This window comes from Xanthomonas sp. NCPPB 1067, assembly GCF_020783795.1.
GTDB lineage: Bacteria > Pseudomonadota > Gammaproteobacteria > Xanthomonadales > Xanthomonadaceae > Xanthomonas > Xanthomonas melonis.
The window spans coordinates 18,783-39,888 of the sequence record NZ_JAJGQG010000030.1; the positions used below are offsets into that span (position 1 = coordinate 18,783).

Below are 21,106 nucleotides of genomic sequence, written 5' to 3' on the forward strand. Positions count from 1 at the left end.
TGCGGCGATCGCACCGACGTCAACGCACACGGTGGCCGGTGTCTTGCGCTCACGCCAACCGCTTGGGCAACTCCCATTCGATCTGCTGCCTGAGCACCAGCAGCAATACCTTGATCTGACCGGCGCGCACCATCGCGGCGGGGGTCTGGCCATCCACGGCATTCATCGGTTCGCGGAACCAGCGGATCAGCGCGGCAGTGTCGCCGCCATGCAGAACCCAGGCATGGCAGACGATTTCGCCCAGCGCTTCGATGCCGGCACTGCCCAGCAACTTCAGATGCTCCGGAGTGAACTTGAACAACGACAGCACCAGCTCGGCGTCGTCGGCCTTGCCGTGCTCGAGGTTCATCTGTTCGCTGTGGGCAGTACTGTAGCTGGATGGCTGCGCACGCATGGCTTCGGCCCGGCGCATGCCGGTGAGCAGGGAGGCAATGAGGTCGGCGCGTTCCATGGGCGATCCGGCAGTGTCTTGCGCGCACGCTAGCGGTGCCGCTGCCGGCACTCAATCGGGAGTCTCCCGACAAGCGGTGAACGGGTCAGCCCCGGATGAGCAACCTACTGAAAGATCACCACCAGCGACATCCGCGGCCCGGATCACGCTAGGCTTGAGCGGTTCGCCAGACCCGCTGCCAGACATGGGCAGCCGCCAAGGAGAAACGCTGCATCGATCAGGCGATCAATGACCCGCGAACGAGGGAGCAGTTGGAATGGGCGCACCAATCCGATACGGCATTGTCATTGCCACCATCATGGTGCTTGCCGCCATCGTGCTGTGGCGCTCGCCTCGCGCCACTTCCGCCGTTCCTGCGCAGGCAAGCGCGCAACACCTGCAAGTCACGCCGCGCGGCCCGGCGCCTGTTGCGTCCATCTCCACGGCATCCACCGGCAACAGTGCAGTCGTAGGCTTCGATGGCTTTCCTGCCGATAGTGCGTTCGATCCCCGACGCCGCTTCGAGTTCGCAAGGAACTGCGCAAAGTTTCGTCACTTCGATGCGTTCTACAAAGCACAAGCAGCATCGGACCCCAACTGGCCATTGAACAACCCGAAGGCGCTGGCCGCGATGGATGCCGATCAGCGAGCCAGGCTCGTGGATAACGCCCGTTTCCTGGTCGACCATCGGCAATCATGCGAGCCCTGGCTCGCATCGGTTTCGCAGGACCTGGCCAATGCGCAGATCTACCGGGCCACGCTGGAGGCTGCGCTGCAAGGCAATCGGCAGGCCGCCGCCTGCTTCATCATGGCGCCCTGGCAGACGCCGGACGAACGCAGCCCGTACTATGCGGACCTGCTGCAACATTATGCGAGCAGCGTTGGGCGCCTGGTGCAGGATGGCCTGAACACCGGGAATTGGGCGGTGGTGCTGGCCGCCTACCAGGCGTCGCTGGAGCAGCACGGGCTGCGGACCCAGGCCAACGTGTCCGACCAGCACGCCTACGTCATCATCCGCCTGATCCAGCGGGGAGCATCCGACAACGTCGAACGCACGCACCTGGCCGATGAGGCGACGCGCAGATCCAGGCACCTGACAGCAAGCGAGGTGATCGCACTGGACGCGCAGGTCTCGGCGCTGCTCGCAGATCGCTTCAAGGAACGCAGCGTGTCGATGCAGGCAGTCACCGACATGTGCGCGAACTGATCGTCGGGGATTTTCAAGACGCGCGATGTGGCGATCCGCGAACATGGCGCGGCGGCAATCGATGCGTTTCTCGACGGTTGACGCGCGCTTCTTTTCCCTGCGTAGAAGACGGTTGGCTCGCTGATCGGGCACAAGACCTCCCGGGTCCAGCAGCGTACCGGTGAGCGCGCCACTCGCTCGGTGCTGGTCGGTCACACTCGCAGACAGTGCGCCCGCTGCTGACGCCACCGCAACACCTCATCGGCAAGGCGCGCAACACGCACGCATCTGCACGCACTGGCCAACGGTGACGCAGCGGTGTCGATCATGCGCGTAGCTGCGTTTCGATTGCACCGCTCGCAGACGCGTGCGCAGTCACCTGCCCGGCCTGATGCACCTGGGCGCGAAGTGCACTCGTCCATCTCCACGGGATTTAACAACCGGCTTGCTAGCATCCGGGCGCCTTGCTGGCAGCAGCCCCGCGTGGCCGGGCTGCCTTTGGAGTGTCATCACAAGAGGAGTTGTCAGATGCCCTGGAAATCCGCACTTGCCCTGCTTGCCCTGTCCACTGCGTCCGTTCCTGCGCTGGCCCAGTCCGACCGCCAGGTGGCCGAGGACATGATCACCCGCGCAGCCAATGTCTGCCCTGGCCACAGCACCGAACGCACCAGCCCCACCGTCAAGGCCGTGCCGGTCGGCGCGCTGCGGGTGATGCTCGAACGCGGCCTGGTGATGTGCCCGGACCGCCGCCTGGATGCCGCCGCGCCGGCCGTGTTCTACGGCCGCCTCGGCGTGTTCGCCTGGAACCCGGAGGTACCCGCCGGCAAGACAGTGATCGTCAAGCAGATCGACAGCATGACCCGCAAGGACGATTACCCCACCGAGACCCTGGTGTGGGATGCCAAGGGCACTGCGCTCAAGCAGCAGACCGTGCCGATGTTCGAACCGCGGCCCGGCGCAGCGGTGTTGTACAAGGTGCGCTGAGTTGCCGGGGCAGGCGCGGCGGAGTCCTCCCCGCGCCTGCGCTGGGTGCTGTCATGTCGCCCCGTTGGAGATCTCGCCCAGCGACAGCCCATCGACCACGCAGCTCCTGGACCAGTGCGTGGCCGGCCTGCGACGCGACTGTTCACCAAAGCACCGCGTTCGGGTCGTCGCCATGTATCACATGCGTGTGTAGCGGACACGCAGCCCGGCGGGGTGTCTCGATCGCGGCATCCGCGCCCCGGTGACATCCGCCAGACGCAACCCTATCCGCAGCGTCGCTAGAGCCCCAGATCGGACAGGCCCGGGTGCGCATCGGGCCTGCGCCCGAGCGGCCAATGGAACTTGCGCTCGGCCTCCTGGATGGGCAGGTCGTTGATCGAGGAATGACGCGCGCGCATCAGACCGTCGGCGTCGAACTCCCAGTTCTCGTTGCCGTAGGAGCGGAACCAGTTGCCCGAGTCGTCGTGCCACTCGTAGGCATAGCGCACCGCGATACGGTTTTCGTTGAACGCCCACAGCTCCTTGATGAGCCGGTACTCCAGTTCCCTGGCCCACTTGCGCTCGAGAAACGCCTGCGCCTGATCGCGGCCATTGACGAACTCGGCGCGGTTGCGCCAGCGCGTGTCCACGCTATAGGCCTGGGCCACCTTGGCCGCTTCGCGGCTGTTCCAGCCGTCTTCGGCCAGCCGCACCTTCAGCAAGGCAGTGTCGTGGGTGAAGGGCGGCAGCGGCGGACGGGACGATGCAGACGATGACATGGCAAATCTCCTCGAAGGATCAGGACGCGACAGGGGGTTGCCCAAGCAGCTGGCGGGCAGCGCCTTGGGCAGCAGTTGCAGACTCGGTACCACCGAACACCAGCGCCACGGCGATGGCGCCGTCGATCAACACCAACAGTTGCTGTGCCAGCGCGTCCGGGTCTGGCCGGCCGGCATCGTTTGCCAGGCCGTGCAGATAGTCGTGCAGGCGCTGCTTGTGCAGGCGTGCCGCCCTGCGGATCACGTGATCCGGGTCGCCTGTCTCGCCGGCGGCATTGAGAAACGCGCAGCCATGGAAGCGGCTGTCGCCAAACCAGCTGCGCAACGCATCGAAGCACGACAGCAGCCGCACCACCGGATCGTCGCTGTGCGAGCTGGCCGCCACGAACCACGCCATCCAGCGCTCGTCCCGGCGTAGCAGGGCCGCTTCCACCAACGCCTCCTTGGTCGGGTACAGGCGGTAGAGCGTCTTGCGCGCCACTCCCGACGTTTTGACGATCGCCTCCATCCCGGTGGCATGAATGCCGCCGGCATAGATCAGGCGCTCGGTGGCATCGAGCAATGCCGTGTTGGAGTGGGAGTCTGCTGGCGAAAGCACTGGCAGTCAGAGAATGATCGTTCTCGCAACGGTAGAACGATCGTTCTCTACTGTCAACCCCGGACGACGTCCACCCCGGAGTGGCTCTCGGTCGATGATCGGTCGTGCCTCGCACGCGCGCCCTTCAGTGCCTGGCCTTGCCCGGAACCTGGCCCGTGGCGAAGGCATGTAGGCAGGTCGACGACGCCCATCGAGGATAGGAACGGCCTGCTGCCAGTACGCCCATACGCAACCACGCGCGGCGCATCGCCACCTTGCGATCCGACTGCCTGGCGTGCAGCAGGCCTGCCGCTAACGACTCAAGCGCTGTTCGTGGATCTCATCGACGATGCGGCGGAGCGCCCGCGCGGCGGTGAAGATTCCCTCGCCCAATACCGGCACGCTCGCGGCATCCAGCGCCGTTCGCCCGCAGACCGCCACCATGTCGCTCTGCGCGGCGATGGTGCGCAACAGCGCGTGGAACTGGTCGATCTGTTCGATGGTGACGCCGAAGGCGAATTGGTCCGTCTGGGACACCATTTCGGCTGCTGACACAGCTTTCTTGCGGCTTTTAGAAGTGGCCATGCCGCCCATCCTCGACCTAAGCGGAGCCATTCCCGCCGCCAGAATTTATCCCTTTTTCAGATATTTGGAAAGTAGATATAGCTTTGTTGCGGTCAATCACCGTTGCCGCCATGCCAATCAAGTCGATCCACAAAGACCATTACGACCTCCTGCTGCAGCAACTGCGCGAAGTTCGGCTGTCCGCTGGGCTAACGCAAGCTGCTTTGAGCACAGCACTCAAACGTCCACAGTCGTACGTAAGCGACGTCGAGCGAGGTAGTCGCCGGATGGATCTGCTCCAGCTGCGGGCCTTCTGCAATGCCTGCGGAATCTCTCTTACCAAGTTTGTCACTCAGTTCGAGAAAGCGCTCAAGTAACCCGCAAAGGGATCACAGTCCGTTTCAGTTCCGAATGTTCGGTCCAACTGTCGCCGTGAAGCGCTGGGCCTTGCCGGTAACGGGGTCATCGAACGCCAACGCATGCGCGAACAGCTGCAGCGGGCGTTGCGGGTCGTCGGGCCGCTGGTCGTCCAGATCCGGATAGAAGCGGTCATGCAGGATCGGCGCGCCCAGCGCGGCCATGTGCACGCGCAGTTGGTGCTTGCGGCCGGTGATCGGCTCCAGCCGGTACGTCCAGGTGGTCTGGCTGCGCGCCACCACATCGATCAGCGTTTCGCTATTGGCCTCGCCTGTGCCTTCGCGCATGCGGAAGAACGGCTCGCCGGGGACCAGCCGGCTGCGATGCACGTACGGGAAGCGCAGACCCGGCAGCGGCGGCGCCACCGCCAGATAGTGCTTGCGGATCCGCCGCTCGCGAAACAGCGCCTGGTAGATGCCGCGCGTCGCCGGGTTGGCCGAGAACAGCACCAACCCGGCAGTGTCGCGATCAATACGGTGCAGCGGCACCAGCGACGGGTTGTCGAAGCGGTGGATCAACCGTGCCAGCAGCGTCTGGCGCACGTAGGCGCCTGCGGGAACCACGGGAAGGAAGTGCGGCTTGCAGGCCACCACCACCTGCGCATCGGCGTGTACCACGGTTTCGGTCGCAGCGATCGCCGGCTCGTCTTCCACTTCGCGGAAGTAGTACAGCTCCGCACCAAGCCGGTAGGGCGCATGGACCTCCAGCCGCTGCTGCTGCGCATCCAGCACGCGGCCACGCGCAAAGCGCGCGCGCCACGTGGCCGCATCCACGTTTGGAAAGCACGCACACAGGGCCTCCAGCACCGTGGCCCACGGGCCGGGCGGCAGCTGGAAACGACTGGCAGGGAGACCATCGCGGACCGGGCGGGCAGCAGACATGACGCGGAAACCAACGCAAGCACACAAGCCCGAATCGTACCCCGCTGCAGCGACGCTCACCGCGACGGTGCGCCAGGAGCCGGCCCACGCGCGGCGATATCTGCGCGCGCAGGCCGCCTGGCCCGCGCTCACCATCCCCGGCCGCAGCATCGGCCGCAGCCAGCCGACCTTACAGCTTCATGCTCACGCCGATGAACACCTGCCGGCCAGCGCCGGGCGAGAACATGGGCTGTGGCCGCTCCTGGAAGAAGCTGTCGTACCAGACGTACTCGTACAGGCGCCCGGTGACATTGCGCACCTGCAGGTCCAGGCTCCACGCCGGAGTGACCTGATAACGCGCAGTGAGATCGAGCGTGGCCATGCTGCCGAACTTGCCGGCCACGTTGCGCTCTTCCAGGTAGTAGTCGCTCTGCGCGCGGCCCTGCAGCCCCAGTTTGAGCGCGGCGGTTGCCTGGTAGTCGACACCGATGTTGCTGATCCGGCGCGGCGTGGCGATCACCTCGTTGCCTTCGATGGAAACGGTGGCATCGCGGCTGTCGCGGGCGATCTTCGCTTCCTGGTAGGCATGCGAGGCCCACACCGTCCACGCATCGCCCAGCTGCGCGTTGATCTGCGCATCCACGCCACGGCGACGGGTCTTGCCCAGCACCACATTGGTACCGGTGGCAGGCATGTTGGAGATCTCGTTGGTGGCGTCCTGTTGCCAGACCGCCAGGCGCGCCTGACTGCGCGGCAGCGGGCTGAACTTCATGCCCAGTTCCATGCCGGTGTTGGTGGACGGCGCGATCGCGACCTGCCCGGGGGTCAGATAGGCGGGCGGCGTGGAGCCGGTGAGTACCTGGAACGTGCGGCCCCAGTTGGCGTAGACATTGGTGCGCTCGGTGAAGGCGTACACCACGCTGAGCTTGGGCTGCTCGATCGTGCCGTAGCGCTGCAGCGGCGCGCGTACACCGCCCGGCAGCGTGGTGTCGCCATCGAAGCGATCCACGCGGTAGGCCGGCACGATCTTCAACGCCTCGATCGGCTGGTAGATGGCCTGCACGTACGCGCCCCAGTTGTCGAACGTATGCCGGTCGTCGTTCTGGACCCGCGCCGGGGGCGCGTTGAAGTTGGTCGGTTCGCTGTAGTTGAAGCGAAAGCGCTGGTAGCGGTTGTCCTGGTGCTCGTAGTTCAGCCCTGCCTCCAGGGTCAGCCGATCGTCGGCACGCCAGGTCAGCGTGTTGAGCATGCCGATCTGCGCCTCGTCCCAGATGCGGCGCTGGCGTGGCGCATTGCCGGTTGGCAGGTCGCTGAAGCTCACCCGGCGGTCGTCTTCGTAGCTGTTGTAGTACAGCTTGGTGCCGAAGAACACCGCGTCGCTGAGATTCATATCGAGGTGAATGCCCACCTGACGCATGTCGCGGTCGCCGCCGTCGTTCAAGTTGTAGCGCGCCGACGGGCGGCGGGCCAAGCGCAACTCGTCGGCGGTCAGGAAGCCTGGCTCGTCGGCCTCGCTGTGGTACGCGCGTGCGGTCAGGCCGATGCGCATGCCGTCTTCCAGATTGCCGAAATACCACTTGCCGCCCAGCGAGTACTTGTCGGAGCTGTCATGCCCGCGGTAGCCATCGGAGGCCTGCACTCCCACGAAATAGTTCTGCGCGAACCCGTCGCGCTCGCGCCCTGCCACCAGTTGCGCATCGCGGGTGTTGAAGCTGCCATACGACAGGCGGGCGTCGGTGTAGTTGCCGCCCTGGCGCGTGCCGAAATTGACGTTGCCGCCGATGTTGTGCAGCCCGTAGCGCGGATCGTTGGTACCGCGCACCACTTCGATGTAGCTGATGTCCAGCGGAAACAGCATGTCGATGAAGCGCTGGTTGCCGCTGTTGACGTTGCTGGGGATGCCGTCGATCAAGGTCTTGATGGCGTTGATGTAGCCCTCGCCATTGAAGGCCCGGAAGGTGACCTTGCCCGATTCGTTGCCCTGCCGGGTCTCGGTGAGCTGGATGCCGGGCATCTGGCCCAGCAGCTCCCAGCTCTGCGAGACGTTCTTGTCTTCGATCTCATCGGCACCCAGCACGTCCACCGAGGTGAGCACCTGATGGGACGCCAGCTGGCCGTCGGCATGATGGTGCACATCCACCTTGCCCAGCGTCAGCGCCGAATCCGACGACTGCGCGCGGGATTCCAGGGGAAACAGGATGGTAGCCAGGGAAGCTGCCAACACATGGGTCAACGACAGGGGCGAACGGATCACGGCAGCAATGGTCTACGGGCAGGGGTGTGAAATAATATAACATTATTGCAGCGCTGACACAGTGTGGCAGCGCGACGCGACCGCACCGACACCGCGGGTCGGTGCCCTGCCCGCATCTGGCTGTGACCCGCTCTGCACACAGGCAGACGCTCCTCATCGACGGAGAGTGACTTTCGGGCGATACCAACAGCGCCGCGTCGGGCAATGCTGTGGCTCTTTGCTCAGAGACGGAACTCGATGCCTCGTTCGACGATCTACGCTGCGGTGGTTTGCCTTGCCGCTGTGCTTGCACCGTGCGGTGCTGCGGCGCAGACACCGGCGCCATCCTTCGCCGCATGTGCCGACGCGGCGGCACGCACCCCGTTGGCCGGAAGCCAATGCCTGCTCACCCAGGTGCCGCTGCGGCACGAAGCCCCCGACGCCGGCAGCATCGCGCTGTTCGTTCGCCGCTTGCCGGCAGTGGACCAGCGCAAGCGACGCGGCGAGGTGTGGCTGATCGCAGGCGGACCGGGCGAAGCCGGTGCCTCGCTGTATCCGATGATCGACACCTACCGGCGCGCCTTTCCCGGCTACGACCTGGTCATTCCGGACCATCGCGGCACCGGTCGCTCGGCACGCCTGTGCCCCGTGCAGGAAGCGCCGGCCAGCCCCGATGGCGTGGGCCTGGCCGGCACCGAATGGGGCCCGTGCATCGGCGCACTCTACGCAGACGCGCAGCGCACCAGTGCCTTTACGATCACCGAAGCCGCGCAGGATCTTGCCCTGCTGATCCGCCAACAGCGACGCAAGGGCGAGGTGCTGCTGTACGGCGTGTCCTATGGCACGCAGCTGGCGCTGCGCACCCTGCAGGTGGCGCCCGTGCCGTTGGATGGACTGGTGCTGGATGGACTGGTGCCGCCGGAGACCGCCACGCAGTGGGACCTGAGCCACCGCACCGCCGTGGTCGATGCCGTCGGGCGTGCGCTGCTGGACGACGCGCACACTGCCACCTATCGCCGCGTGCTCGATCGCAGCGACAGCGCCACATGGCGCGCGCAAGTGCCCGGCAAGGACCTCAAGCGCTTTCTCGGCACCTTGCTCAACTTCCCCACCCTGCGCGATCGCATTCCCGCCATCATCGACGACCTGGCCCGCGACGATGCCACCTCACTCACCACCACCATCGCCGATCTACAGAGCGCGCTCACCTCGATGGGCCAAGGCGGCGACAACCAGCCCGCCTTGCCGCTGGTGATGCTGATCGCCGCCTCCGAAAACAATGCGCGCCCAACCCTCACCCGCGACACGGTGGCAGCCGAAGCCAAGGATGCGTTGTTCGTCAGCCCCATCCCCGGCCTGCTGGTAGACACCAGCCTGCCCACCTACCCACGCGACGCCTGGTTCGGCCGCAGCCCCACCACCCTGCCGCGCACCCTGATCATCCACGGCACGCTGGATCCCAACACCCCATACGCAGGCGCGCAGGCGCACGCCGCGTTGCTGAAAGCCGCGGGCCCGGTGACCTTCAGTACCGTCGAGCGTGGTGCACATCTGCTGGCGTTTGCGGCGCCGGAGTGTTTTGCGGATGTGGTTGCCGACTTTGTGAAGCATCGGAAGGTTGCTGTGGATTGTCGTGAGCCGTGGGAATAGAGATTGGCGATGCCTCAGATGGCCTTGAGGCGTCGCTGCGCTGGAAACGCTCAGCAACTGCCACCATCGCCTCTACTGCATGCAGCGACGCATCTCCGCGCAGTGCATTCATACCGGACCATGAATTGGGGAGACACTCCTGCAGTAACTCGCTGGCGTAGAGGGCTGTCAATCTTCTTTAGCTGAGTCTGGTAGATTTGGCCATGAGTCCTCCCATTGCTTTTTGGCAGGCCCCGGGCAATGCAGAGGGACGGTGGAAGGATCCGGCTCTTACTCACGTTGTCTACCCAAGTTGCCGACGACGACCTTGAGTTCCGTTCATAGCCATCGTTGGACATGAGCCTACGAACGGGATGCAGCACATGGAGAACAAGATGACCAATCAACCCCGGAAATGGGAGTTTTTCGAGCTGTTGCCTGACGCCCGGCGTGGGGGACGAGGCCACGGGGTGATCTTCGAGAATGAACAGGCCCTGCTGTCACCCCCGCGTCTCATCTTGAAGCCGGATGAAGGTGGGTTTCCTGCATTGCGTGAAACTCCGCGTTTGGTCTACATCCCAAGCGAAGGAGATCTTCCGCAGGATCTTGAGGGAGGCTTCAGTGGCTACTGGTTGGTGTCCAAACGGCTTCGCCAAGTGATGGAATCCGTGGACACACATGCCTTCGTTTTCGCTGACGTCGACTATCGCTTGGCAGATGGCTCCAAGGGGCCAGCTGTCTTCCTTTGCGATGTCGTTCGCACGCTCGATGCCTTGGACGAAGAAACTTCCGACCTCGATATCAAGATCAGCGATGACTATGAGGACGGCAAGTATTACAGCCTGGCCGGCGGCAGTCGTCTGGCTTTCAAACGTGACGTGCTTGGAGAGGCGCATGTCTTCAGGCTTCCTTTCCATGACGGTGTCTTTTGCGACCGGGTATTCAAGGACGCCGTTGAGGCGGCGGGGATTGGCACCGAAGGCCAATCGGACGGCCTTTGGTTCTACGACGTAGTGAACCGTTGACGCGAGCCGCACGCCAACAGGAAGGAGCCCGAGTCATGCCGAACTACCGGACGCTTTTTCAAGATCACCACAACATCGAACAGCAAACGCTCAAGAACAGCGAGTTGCTGGCGAAGCTGCAACAGGCGGGCCGGTTCGACATCCACGCGCCGGAGAACCGACTGTTCTTGCCGTCCGATCCTCATTTCGCAGATGCCCTGAACATCACACCGCACAGCGGCGGCCCACTCGGCGCCTATCACTACGGAGTGATCAAGAATTTGAATGAAATCCAGGCAACTCGAGACGGCCGCGCCGCTCTGCGTGGCGACCCTGAAGCGCTGGATCGCGTTGCCCAGCGTGTAGAGCAACTGCGTGACACCATTAAGGTCGGTCTGATCAATGGCGACCTGAACACAAATACCCCCGTGGGCCTCACCTCCGCGCAAGCCGGTGCCAGGGTTCAGAACTTTTTCCGTGACACGCAGGGCTATCAGCAAGCCCACGCGCAGCAGGTCGAGGCTTTGAAGAGCTTCGCTGGAGTGGATCACGGTTGGGGAGGAGTCGCCACGTCCGAGTCGCGAATTGTGACGGCGCTTGATCAGATCCAGGTCAGCAGTACGGCCATTGCGCGTGGTGGGAATCCCACGCTGCAACGAAGCGGGCTCTCGGTAGCCATCGCCAATGCCCATCACGACGGGCGCGTGGTGCTGTCAGAGCAGGGGATCCTCAAGGTGGAGCAAACCCTGGGAGAGGGGGCCGCGCAGAACCTCCGTGTGCCGCGCGGGCAACGCGGTGACGTCGCGATGCAGCTATTGATGGGCGAGGCCTCCGCACGCGGCCTGACCCGTGCCGGCGGACTTTTGACCACCGGTACGGATGCAGTGATGACCGCGCGTACGGCGTCTGCGCTGATGGAGCAAGGCAACACGACGGCTGCGCAGTCGGAGGTGCAGCACGCCATTGCGCGCAACGCGGGCGGTTGGGCCGGCGGTGCGTCCACGGCAGCGGCGCTGGGCAGCAGCGGAGGCTTTGTGCCCGCGGCTCTGGTGGTGGGCGATGCCGTCTTGATGAGCAAGGCCTTCGACAAAGGCGCTGACCTGCTGGACAACCGTGCCATTTACAACCAGACCGACAAGGCCGGCGTGGAGTGGCAGTTCAATGGCCGGGATTGGCAGCGCCAAGGCGCGTTCGAGCGTGGGCCGGAGGGGCAAGCCATTCCAAGTCAGGCTCCTGTAGCTGCCAGCTACGCCAAATCGCAAGAGTTGGGCGCCATGGCGAATGCCAAGGCCGCCGAGTTGGCGCTGGGCAAGGCGCCTCCCCCGCAGGATCCGTTCAACCTCCCGGCCAGGCCTGGCGACCAGACAGGTCTGGATAACCAGAACTGGCAGCGCAACCCGGTCACCGAGTCCTGGGAGCGCCAAGTCAAGACCGGCGTCGCGGGTGGCAACGACCAGGGTGTTTACGCGTTGCAAGCCGCCACTCCGGTGCAGGCGCAGCGCTTGAACCAGGAATCGCTGGCGCGGATCGAAAGCAATATCTCGACCGGCCGCGAGGCGCTCGCCCAGGCGTATTTGGAGAACCATGCAAGTCAGCGCGGGCAGGATTTCGGCGTGGCCGTGCCGGCGGCAGTGGAAAGCGCCCGGGCCAGGCAGGATCATGTACAGGGACACGATGGCCAGCTCTACCAGCGAAACGCGGCCGGGCAGTGGGCCGGCAAGGACGGAATGGCCACCGGCAACCTGGCTGTCGAGCTGGAGCTCACCAACCAGATGCGCCAGCCTTCGCTGGAGCGGGCGCAGGAGACCCTGGCAGCCATCCAGTCGCGGCCAGCGCCTACAGCGGCGCAGATGGAGCACAACGAGCTGCTGCATCGCTACCGGGCTGCAGGTGTCGACCTCAATGCGCAGGAGCACAACCTGCAGGCCGTGGAGCTGGCCATCCAGCGCACCAGGCAAACTGAGGGCCTTGCCGGCCCGACCATGCAGCAGTTGCAGCCGAACGCGCAGGGGCAATACAGCTACGACAGTGCCATTGCCCACTACCAGGCCTGACCCGATGGCTTTGCCCACCGGGTTGCAATGACCACCTCGGAGGAACTGCGCCAAGCCAAGTCCGAGCTCGGCCAGCCTGCAATCGCGGACGTGGCGACATTGGGCGCGGTATCGGCGACCGGTCCGGGCCGAAGCGAGGATCCAGACCCCGCACCAACGCGGGAGAATGCGGCAGCGGGCCCATTGCTGGCGGACAATCCCGCGCACCCGGACCACGGTACCTACCAGCAGATCCACTCCTGGGTGCGCGGCACCGGGAACTGGAACGACGAGGAAAGCCGGAATGTCAGCGCCGCGCTCTACAGACAACAGGTGGACGACCCGCTGCTCAAACGCGTGGACCAAGTCACCGGAGGCCTGGGTAAGGATGGCGCCCAAAACGTCTTTGCCGTCTATGCCCCTCACGGACTGGACAAAGCACCGCTGTTTCATGCGCATGTGGATGGGCGAGAGGCCTGCCAGCAACCGGCACAGCAGAACCTGCAACAGGCCGAAGAACTCCAACAAAGCCAGGCACGCCAACAAGCGCTGGAGCAGACACAACAGCAGGGCCAGCAGCAGGAACAGGGGCCGAGGATGACGATGCGCGGTCCTTGATGATGCTCATCAGGTTGCGAGGATCGATTGCAAGGTAGCTGGCTTTTCCGCGCATCTGCGGCCGTCGACCAGACAGCTTCGCTTCTCGCAAGACAAGCATCCCAGGCAGCGGAACATGGGCCAATCCATTGCGTCGGACCGGCTCATGCCATCGCGTCTGACGGGACACAGATCGCAACACACTCGTTCGCCTGCTGACAATGCGCGTTTCCGCGGTTATGTTTGAGCCTGGAACGGGGGTTCTTGCATGGGACGCAGAAGGAAGCAGAGTGGATTCGAGGCGTTGGCCGCGTTGCCGTGGCCGATTGGCCTTGGTGCGGGAATCATTGCTTATCTTGGAGTGCGCTACGGCATCGGCTGGTGGTTTACTCACCAGGGCGGACTGCTGGCGCAGGGCATTGCCCAGCAATCGAGTGGAATGTTGGCGCCATTGGCGTGGATGCTGCTCGGCATCTGCTGGCTCGCTGCGCTGGTCTCCTATCTAGGCGCACGCCGCCGGCGACGCTTTCTGAAGACACGCACCACTCTGGAGAGCCTGGCCGCCGGTGGCTGGCGCCAGTTCGAACAGCTGGTGGGCGACGCCTTTCGCCGCCTGGGCTACAGCGTCGAACAAACCGGCCTGGGCGGCCCGGATGGCGGGATAGACCTGATCCTGCGCAAGGACGGCCACCGCACGCTGGTGCAATGCAAACAATGGAATCGGCAGCAGGTCGGCGTCAGCGTCGTACGCGAGATGTACGGCCTGCTCGCCCATCACCAGGCCCACGCGGTCAAGATCGCTTGTATCGGGACTTACACCAAGGATGCCGAGCGCTTCGCCGAAGGCAAGCCGATCGAGCTGATTGGCGGCGAGCAGTTGTTGGACATGATCCGAGCGGCGCAGCAGCAACGCACAACGCAGCCGACGACGACATCTGCGCGGATCGAGCCTGTTTTTGCTTCAGCTGGCTCCCCTATCTCTGCGGCCGTTGCCATCCCAAGCTGTCCGCGCTGCGGTAGCGCGCTTGTGCAGAGAAGAAACCGGCGCACCGGCGAGAACTTCCTGGGCTGCAGCCAGTTCCCGAAGTGCAGAGGAACTTCTTGAGCAAACCTGACCCCGCCTTTTAGCGCTATTTTGGTCTTCTTAAAAGCAAACATAGGACATACATGGACAAACAACTTCTAGTTCCAGTTTATCTTAATCAAAGACTTGTTTTTGACTTGCTTGCCATGCTTCAAGGTGGACTTAGCATGGTTACGGCTGTGTCTCAGACAACCAACAAGTCCCAAGATACCAAAAGAGAAGCTGGAACTTCTTTTGGCATAACAGACACTCTCGCCACCTTGCTAAAAGTGGATCTTTCTGGAAAGAAAATTAGTTCGGCAGCAACTGCTGTAGCTGAGGCAACATCAGAAGAAAGAGTTCACACGCCCGCATCACTCCTATATCAGTTGAGGAACAAGCTTAAGGAGATTGAAGCGGTGCTGGCGCTCAATAACGACAGGCAAGTAAAGGCGGGCGACTTTATCGAATTCGAAGCATCCCTTCTCAAGAATCCGGTACTTGAGGCCATAGATGGGATGTCTAGACTTATGGACATAGCAATTCTTTTTGAGGACGAGCCAAAGCAGACAAGCAAAGGAAAACGTATATGCGCGTCAAACGAAAGTAAAAAGATTAAAGATCAGATGGATAAATTCTCAGAAAGCCTAAAATTTGGCAACACAATCGATCTAATTACTAGCAAATTAAACAACGGGATTACTGCTGTCGTCACTCTTGAGAAGTCGTCTTTGAATGACCCACTGATGTCTGATTTAGTTGATGGAAAGTTTAGAGTTCTTGGTAAGGTAATAAGAAATATATCAGAACCTCAAGAGTCGATTAGTCTCGTCAGGAACAATGCACTCTCCAATCTTCCTCAACACATGTTAGTTCAACTAGGCACTCTCGTTGGTGCGCTTGGAACAGAGCATGGATTTGCGGTTCCTGAAATTCGCTGGGAAATTAAAGCCCCCGCTATTCAAGTTCTGCCCATTGCTATTTATGCCTAATAGTTTTTCAAACTGATATCGCTGCGCGAATCACTATCCTGCGTCGGCGTCGCGAAGAGGCTTTCGCACTACACCCAAGCGTCCGGTCGTGCCTCCCACACCACTGCTGCTACAAGGTCAATCGTTTCTGAGCAGTGACGCAGGAATGCGTCATCCGCCTGCACTAGTGTTCCGATTTCGGACACATTACCCTCCTCAAATAACTCATCCTCGGCTCGCACTCTGAACGGCAAAGTTTCCTGCCGTGCCAGTAGATCGTTGTGGCTACGGCCACGTCCATGCTTGAGAACATTAACAGCTAGCTGCACGTTTACAAATCTTGCGCGCAGCTCTGGGTTGCCTGTACTCTCGATCAGTCTTTCTGCTTCTCGGAAACCATTTTCGCTGTCGAGCGCGTCTTGAAGCGCTGCTTCGAACATGGCCACCATACCCACAGCCACGATTGCGCTTTGAAGCTCTAATGCCTGAAGCGCTTTCACCAAGCTGGTGGCCCCGCTTTGCTGCAGCTCGGCGAGGACGTGTTTTCTAGTCTCATCCAACAAGCCGCTGGTCAGCGTTACACAGCGGGTGGCCAATTCAATAAACGGGTGCATGGCTATATATTAGCAGTGAGTTAACGAAGCTGAGCTAATCGACTCAGCTTAACTTCTCAAAGAGTGATAGCCTTGCTCACCTTCGAGAATCTCTTGAAAGAAGACCTTGACCTCCCCTACATCCCCAACCCGCCATCCTCGCCGCAGCCTCAACTGGAGAACACACGATGATGAAGTGGATGGGTACCGCGCTGGCCGCGGCATTGTTGGTGAGCGGTTGCGCCAAGGTGGAGGGCGAGAAGTTCGTTGGCCACTGGGTCAACGTGCAGTCGCAGGACGAAACGATGGATATCGAGCGCAATGGCGAGACCTTCATGGTCCGCAGCACCACGCCGAAATTCTTCAGCCGCCAGCCCAAGACCGAGAGCTACCCGGCGGTGTACAAGGACGGGGCGCTGCAGGTCACCAACGATGGCGAGACGGTGAACTTCGCCATCGACGAGCGCAACGGCCAGCTCAATACCGGCGGCGAGCAGTACCAGCGCGTGCCGGCCAAGTAAGCCCGCGTTGCCCCCAGCGCCTGCGTGCTGACCCTGGCGGTCGCGCGCGGGCGCTTGGTTGACAGGCATCTGCGCGGCAGTGAAATGCGGGTGCATGCGCCGAAGCGAGCTGGAGCAGCGCGCATTCCGCGCATGTGGCTGCATCTGGTTCCCGGCGTATAGGATCACGGCCTCGTTCAAGGGGCTGCGATGCGCATCCATTCCAGAGACATCACCCGCTGCTGCTTTACGTGCGCATTGCCCTTGGCATTGGTACTCGCGTTGTTCGCTGGCCAGGGATTCGCACAGTCCAGCACCGGCCCGAGCTACGTTGCCCCTAGACCTGCGGTGGCAGCGCCGGTGGACCGCCCATTTGCCGGGCTGATGCGCGTGGACGTGGACGCCACCGACGTGGCGCGGCGCATCTTCCGCGTGCACCAGCAGGTGCCGGTGGGCGCGAGCGCAGGCGGCGCGGTGACGCTGCTCTATCCGCGCTGGGAGGCGGCCAGCCATGGGCCGAGCCTCACCGTGACCGATCTTGCTGGCCTGGAGATCAGCGCGGCGGGCCGGCGCCTGCCGTGGCGGCGCGATGCGTATGAGCCGCATGCGTTCCATGTGCAGGTGCCGGCCGGTACACAGCAGCTGGAGGTGCGGTTCCAGATGGTGGCCGGCGGCGAGTTGCTGACGCGCGACATCGTGTCGGTGCCCTGGCAGCGATTACTGCTGTACCCGGCCGGTTGGTATGCCAGGAACATTCCTGTGTCGGCCGGGTTGACGCTGCCGAATGGGCTGCGGCCGTTCAGTGCGTTGGATGTGGAGCGCGCGCGTGGCACGCACTACGACTTCAAGACCACATCGCTGGAAACGCTGCTGGACACGCCGGTGCTGGCGGGCCGCCATGCCGCGCAGGTGCCGCTGGGCGGGGCGGTGTCGCTGGACATCGTTGCGCTGCGGCCCGAGGACCTGCAGGTGCCGCCCGCGCGCGTGGCCGAGCTGCGGGCGCTGCTCGCGCAGCTACGCGCGGTGTTCGGGCCGCCGCCGTTTGCGCGCTACGCGATCCTGGCGCGGCTCAGCGACGAGGGTGCGTCTGGTGGCACCGAGCACCGCACCTCCAGCGAGAACGGCCTGGCGTCGTCGCACTTCAGGGAGTGGCCGGATCAGATCCTTTCCCGCGATCTGATCGCGCACGAGATCGTGCATGCCTGGAACGGGTTCTATCGCACCCCTGCCGACCTGTGGGCACCGACGCCGAACGTGCCAGTCTCCGGCAGCCTGTTGTGGATGTACGAAGGACAGACCGAGTTCTGGGGGCGGGTGCTGGCGACCCGGGCGGGCCAGTTCACTCCCGATGAAGTACGCGACCGTCTGGCGCTGGAAGCGGCGGAGGTTGCGATGCGGCCCGGGCGGGCCTGGCGTTCGCTGTCCGACGACGTGCACTACCCGGCTTTCATGTTGCGCCAGCCGGTGGCCTGGCGCGACTGGCAGCGCCGGCGCGATTACTACTCCGAAGGCGTGATGCTGTGGTTGGCGGTGGATGCCGAACTGCGCACGCGCAGCGGGGGCGAGCGCGGCATCGACGATTTCGCGCAGCGCTTCTTCGCCGGTGCCACGCCGGACGCGCCCACGCGCACCTATACGTTCGACGACATCTGCGCCACCTTGAATGCGGTGGCGCCCGCGGACTGGGCGGGCTTCCTGCGCGGATGGATCGATGCCCACGACGAACTGGACACCACGCGTGGGCTGACCCAGCACGGTTGGGCGCTGGTCTACACGGACACGCCGACGGCGGCATTCCGTGCCAGCGAGGAAGAAGCCGGCGTTTCAGATCTCAGCCATTCGCTCGGTCTGGCGGTGCGTGCAGACGGCCTGGTGCGCACGGTGGTGTGGAACGGCCCGGCGTTCGCCGCCGGGCTGCGGCCGGGCACGCGCGTGTTGACGGTCAACGGCGCCCCGTTCGACCAGGACGCATTGCGCGATGCGGTACGCGGCTCCACTCGCCGCCCCATCGTGCTGGGCATCGCGCAGGATGCGCACCGCGCGGACGTGCACATCCAATATGCGGGTCCGCTACGCTACCCACGGCTGGAGCGGCTGGCCGATCGGCCGGATACGCTTGCCAGGCTGCTGGCGCCGCGGTGAGGTGGCGGGAGGCGGTGCTAGACCGGAAGTGCCTCCAGTCGCCCACCCGGCGATTCCCCCTGCCCTTCCAGTGCGCGCACGCCGTACAGTGCGCAGGCACGCCGGGTCATGGCGCTGCCAGCCCACCACTCCAGCAACGATGAGGGTCTCATGAGCAAGGGAATGGACCAGAAGAAGAACCAGAAGAAGGAGCCGACCAAGACGCTGAAAGAAAAGCGCGCGGCCAAGCAGGAAAAGAGGGGCAGGTAGGCCACCCGGCCTGCCAGACGGCAGACGAGGGCAGGCACAGGCCTGACCTCGCACTTTTGGATATTTCACTAGAGGCTGAGGCGCAGGTTCGCCGATACATCGCTGAACTGGAACTGGGCGTTGCCCTTCTCGCGGCACCTGAGTGCGCTATACGCTGCGTTGCGGATGTCGCATTGCATGCACCATTACGTCTTCTGCCTGCCGCGCGAGCAGGCTCCGTCGCGGATCGTGGCGATTCTGCATGAGCGCACGGATATAATGGTGCGCCTGGCCGGCAGGCTAGAGCCCACGATCCACGTAGCGATCAATGGTGTGGCTCTCGATTCAAGCCGCCAGCCGCTTGTGCTGGCAGATCATCCAGCGTGCGATGCACTTGTTCCCGCGCGTAAAATCGTGGCGCGCGACCGACTGGATGTCGGCCGATAACCGGCGGGAGCGTTCTCCCAGCTGAAACGTGCCACCATGGCCTGCGACCATGATTCGGCGGCAGTTATTCGAGGATTCGAATAACTGCATCTGGCTATAACCAGTTGCCAGCGAACACCTTGGCCGAGGCATCGTAGTCGACATTGGTGGCTAGACCCGACACCTCGCGCCAAAACATCCTCATCCGAGAAACGGATGCTGCGGATTAGGCTTCTGCTCCCTAACCGATTGCCACACCGCCATGCCAACCCCGAGATCCATGCCGTGTACCGAGCCAACACACCGCGTAACGCGCTTGCTACGCGCAAGGTACAGCACACCACCGGTGGCGCTGGTAGAGCAATTCATGCCACAGCACACGGCGCGGATGGGCAGTTGCAGTCAAACTGTGTCGAATTCACTTTCTCGGCCTTGTGTATGGTTATGGCGAAGGTACACGTGTAGAGAAAGTTCGGCAGGCTATAAGCCGCGTACGTGGCAAGTCACCTCTACCTTCGAATGAAGCGACCAGGTGGCCTTGGGTGTTGGCGGTCGGCGGTGGGATCTCCACTACGCCACCCGGTTTACTGATCGCCTTCCAAATTAGAGCTGTAGTACTCGATGTTGTAGGCGTTATCGGCGGCAAGATCTCTTGCTGCTCCTGCCATGAACTTCGCATCCTCTACAGGATTGTTTGGATCACCCAGATCGCTTGTCCCTGCCGTGTACCCATCATTGAAGTGAGAGGTTTCATGCAGAATTGTTCCTGCCTTGGAATCGGAGTTTTGAGCATTACCGATGGCTGGAAGCGTGAAAAATATAGGGCATACATTGATGACGTAAGGCTCAGTCGCATTTACCCAGGCGATGGTCGTGGCGGGGTCCACCTTCCCCTGCTTATCACAGCTGCAGGTAGCGGAGACCATGGGGGCATTGGGCAATTGCCCCTGAATTCTCCCGAGGCGTATTGCATTGACATGCAATCTCCATGCAATTTCCCCGTTGATCATTCCGTTTGGACTGGACATGTCGTTGGGGTCACCATACGTCCCATACCATTTGGTATAGCGAGGCGTCTGATTAAAGAAAAAGATCGCGTTGGCGTCGTATTGAAGCAACGACTGCGTATAGATAACAGCTTGCAGAGCCAAATCACCGGCATTGAGGATCGCTTCCTGCACCGCACTTCGCTGCGAGTTATCGCACACCTGTGCTGCTTGCACATCCAAGGCATTTGAGAAAGATTGTGAGTTGTTTGCTTGAGGTGTGATCTCGATGGTGTTGGATGTGGCGCCCCTCAGAGACTTCATATCAGCTGAATTGGTTTTACTTTTTGGTTCTGGTTGTTCTCGATAACGTACAAACGGCTGTATAGCAACCGAGTATTTCCGCCCAGGCATGATTTCGTAACTCAGTGACAGATCGATCGTCTTGACTGTTAACTGTCCCGGCGCCAAAACAACCTTGCCCGTGGAACCGCGGACGTTGTGCACATAGATACCACGGTAGTCAACGGCGCTGCCGTCTTCTTGCGTAATATTAAAAATATTGGCCTGTAACACCCCGTCTTTACCTAATTCTGGAACATAAGACGCGGGTATCTCGATTGACTGATCACCGGTATTGGACATTGTGACTGTGACTGAGGCTCCAGCTGTAGCCACTTTCGCTGTCTTTACGTTCTGGAGTTTGATATCCAGCCTCCCAGCCGCATTGGCGGTGGAGCAGACTGCTAGCGCGACAATCCCAAAAACCCATATCGCTTTCATCGTTCACCTCCTAGTGACGCCGAACCTTGGCATACAACTTTCTGGGACGCAAAATTTTCTTTTGGTTCCACGAATCATCACTTGAATTAGTCGTTATAGACGGTATGCCTTTTCGCTTCTACCGATCACATCCGACGTCAGA

Annotated in this window: 18 protein-coding genes and 1 pseudogene; 11 read left to right on the plus strand and 8 right to left on the minus strand. The window is 62.4% G+C overall.

Annotated elements, in window-relative coordinates; all coding sequences use genetic code 11:
- Positions 1–49: 49 nt before the first annotated feature.
- Positions 50–451 (minus strand): DUF2384 domain-containing protein, encoded by a 402-nt coding sequence (locus LL962_RS17750; protein ID WP_104588725.1) that lies wholly within the window; start codon positions 449–451, stop codon positions 50–52.
- Positions 452–707: 256 nt separating this feature from the next.
- Here LL962_RS17750 and LL962_RS17755 point away from each other — a divergent pair, with 256 nt between their 5' ends.
- Together LL962_RS17755 and LL962_RS17760 are read left to right on the plus strand one after the other, a co-directional pair.
- Entirely contained in the window at positions 708–1,637 is a 930-nt protein-coding gene (locus tag LL962_RS17755; RefSeq protein WP_228317861.1) for a hypothetical protein, read from the plus strand.
- Between the two features lie 531 nt (positions 1,638–2,168).
- Positions 2,169–2,600 carry a hypothetical protein gene (locus LL962_RS17760; protein WP_208621492.1) on the plus strand — a complete coding sequence of 144 codons (432 nt, stop codon included), beginning with the start codon at positions 2,169–2,171 and terminating at the stop codon, positions 2,598–2,600.
- A gap of 278 nt (positions 2,601–2,878) precedes the next feature.
- On the opposite strand, the gene LL962_RS17765 is transcribed toward LL962_RS17760, so the two are convergent.
- From LL962_RS17765 to LL962_RS17775, 3 genes are all read right to left on the minus strand, one after another.
- Entirely contained in the window at positions 2,879–3,358 is a 480-nt protein-coding gene (locus LL962_RS17765; protein WP_228317862.1) for a nuclear transport factor 2 family protein, read from the minus strand.
- Positions 3,359–3,377: 19 nt separating this feature from the next.
- Positions 3,378–3,956 carry a TetR/AcrR family transcriptional regulator gene (locus LL962_RS17770; RefSeq protein WP_104588730.1) on the minus strand — a complete coding sequence of 193 codons (579 nt, stop codon included), beginning with the start codon at positions 3,954–3,956 and terminating at the stop codon, positions 3,378–3,380.
- A gap of 291 nt (positions 3,957–4,247) precedes the next feature.
- The gene (locus LL962_RS17775; RefSeq protein ID WP_228317863.1) at positions 4,248–4,520 is read right to left on the minus strand and encodes a hypothetical protein; all 273 of its coding nucleotides are present in this window, start codon (positions 4,518–4,520) and stop codon (positions 4,248–4,250) included.
- A 110-nt stretch (positions 4,521–4,630) separates the two neighbouring features.
- Between LL962_RS17775 and LL962_RS17780 the strand changes: the two genes are divergently transcribed.
- Entirely contained in the window at positions 4,631–4,876 is a 246-nt protein-coding gene (locus LL962_RS17780; protein WP_228317864.1) for a helix-turn-helix domain-containing protein, read from the plus strand.
- Positions 4,877–4,900: 24 nt separating this feature from the next.
- Here LL962_RS17780 and LL962_RS17785 read toward each other — a convergent pair whose 3' ends face one another.
- The gene (locus LL962_RS17785) at positions 4,901–5,797 is read right to left on the minus strand and encodes a pseudouridine synthase (RefSeq protein WP_228317866.1); all 897 of its coding nucleotides are present in this window, start codon (positions 5,795–5,797) and stop codon (positions 4,901–4,903) included.
- A gap of 169 nt (positions 5,798–5,966) precedes the next feature.
- On the minus strand, positions 5,967–8,009 hold the full coding sequence (locus LL962_RS17790) for a TonB-dependent receptor (protein WP_228317882.1): 2,043 nt from the start codon (positions 8,007–8,009) through the stop codon (positions 5,967–5,969).
- A gap of 258 nt (positions 8,010–8,267) precedes the next feature.
- Between LL962_RS17790 and LL962_RS17795 the strand changes: the two genes are divergently transcribed.
- From LL962_RS17795 to LL962_RS17815, 5 genes and pseudogenes are all read left to right on the plus strand, one after another.
- On the plus strand, positions 8,268–9,659 hold the full coding sequence (locus LL962_RS17795) for an alpha/beta fold hydrolase (RefSeq protein WP_228317867.1): 1,392 nt from the start codon (positions 8,268–8,270) through the stop codon (positions 9,657–9,659).
- Between the two features lie 362 nt (positions 9,660–10,021).
- Entirely contained in the window at positions 10,022–10,663 is a 642-nt protein-coding gene (locus tag LL962_RS17800) for a DUF1629 domain-containing protein (RefSeq protein ID WP_228317869.1), read from the plus strand.
- A gap of 35 nt (positions 10,664–10,698) precedes the next feature.
- Positions 10,699–13,293 (plus strand): annotated as a pseudogene (locus LL962_RS17805) (XVIPCD domain-containing protein).
- A gap of 247 nt (positions 13,294–13,540) precedes the next feature.
- Positions 13,541–14,377 carry a restriction endonuclease gene (locus LL962_RS17810; RefSeq protein ID WP_228317870.1) on the plus strand — a complete coding sequence of 279 codons (837 nt, stop codon included), beginning with the start codon at positions 13,541–13,543 and terminating at the stop codon, positions 14,375–14,377.
- A 62-nt stretch (positions 14,378–14,439) separates the two neighbouring features.
- Complete coding sequence (locus tag LL962_RS17815; protein ID WP_228317871.1) at positions 14,440–15,327, plus strand: DUF6414 family protein; 888 nt, start codon at positions 14,440–14,442, stop codon at positions 15,325–15,327.
- A 68-nt stretch (positions 15,328–15,395) separates the two neighbouring features.
- On the opposite strand, the gene LL962_RS17820 is transcribed toward LL962_RS17815, so the two are convergent.
- Positions 15,396–15,920: a hypothetical protein gene (locus LL962_RS17820; protein WP_228317873.1), complete on the minus strand. Its 525-nt coding sequence runs from the start codon at positions 15,918–15,920 to the stop codon at positions 15,396–15,398.
- 167 nt (positions 15,921–16,087) lie between these two features.
- Here LL962_RS17820 and LL962_RS17825 point away from each other — a divergent pair, with 167 nt between their 5' ends.
- The 3 genes from LL962_RS17825 to LL962_RS21065 all read left to right on the plus strand — a co-directional run bounded on the left by LL962_RS17825 (position 16,088) and on the right by LL962_RS21065 (position 19,216).
- Entirely contained in the window at positions 16,088–16,420 is a 333-nt protein-coding gene (locus tag LL962_RS17825; RefSeq protein ID WP_228317874.1) for a hypothetical protein, read from the plus strand.
- Positions 16,421–16,609: 189 nt separating this feature from the next.
- On the plus strand, positions 16,610–18,541 hold the full coding sequence (locus LL962_RS17830; protein ID WP_228317875.1) for a M61 family metallopeptidase: 1,932 nt from the start codon (positions 16,610–16,612) through the stop codon (positions 18,539–18,541).
- A gap of 426 nt (positions 18,542–18,967) precedes the next feature.
- On the plus strand, positions 18,968–19,216 hold the full coding sequence (locus tag LL962_RS21065; RefSeq protein WP_425509902.1) for a hypothetical protein: 249 nt from the start codon (positions 18,968–18,970) through the stop codon (positions 19,214–19,216).
- Between the two features lie 563 nt (positions 19,217–19,779).
- Here LL962_RS21065 and LL962_RS17840 read toward each other — a convergent pair.
- Complete coding sequence (locus tag LL962_RS17840) at positions 19,780–20,964, minus strand: M35 family metallo-endopeptidase (protein WP_228317876.1); 1,185 nt, start codon at positions 20,962–20,964, stop codon at positions 19,780–19,782.
- Between the last annotated feature and the right edge of the window lie 142 nt (positions 20,965–21,106).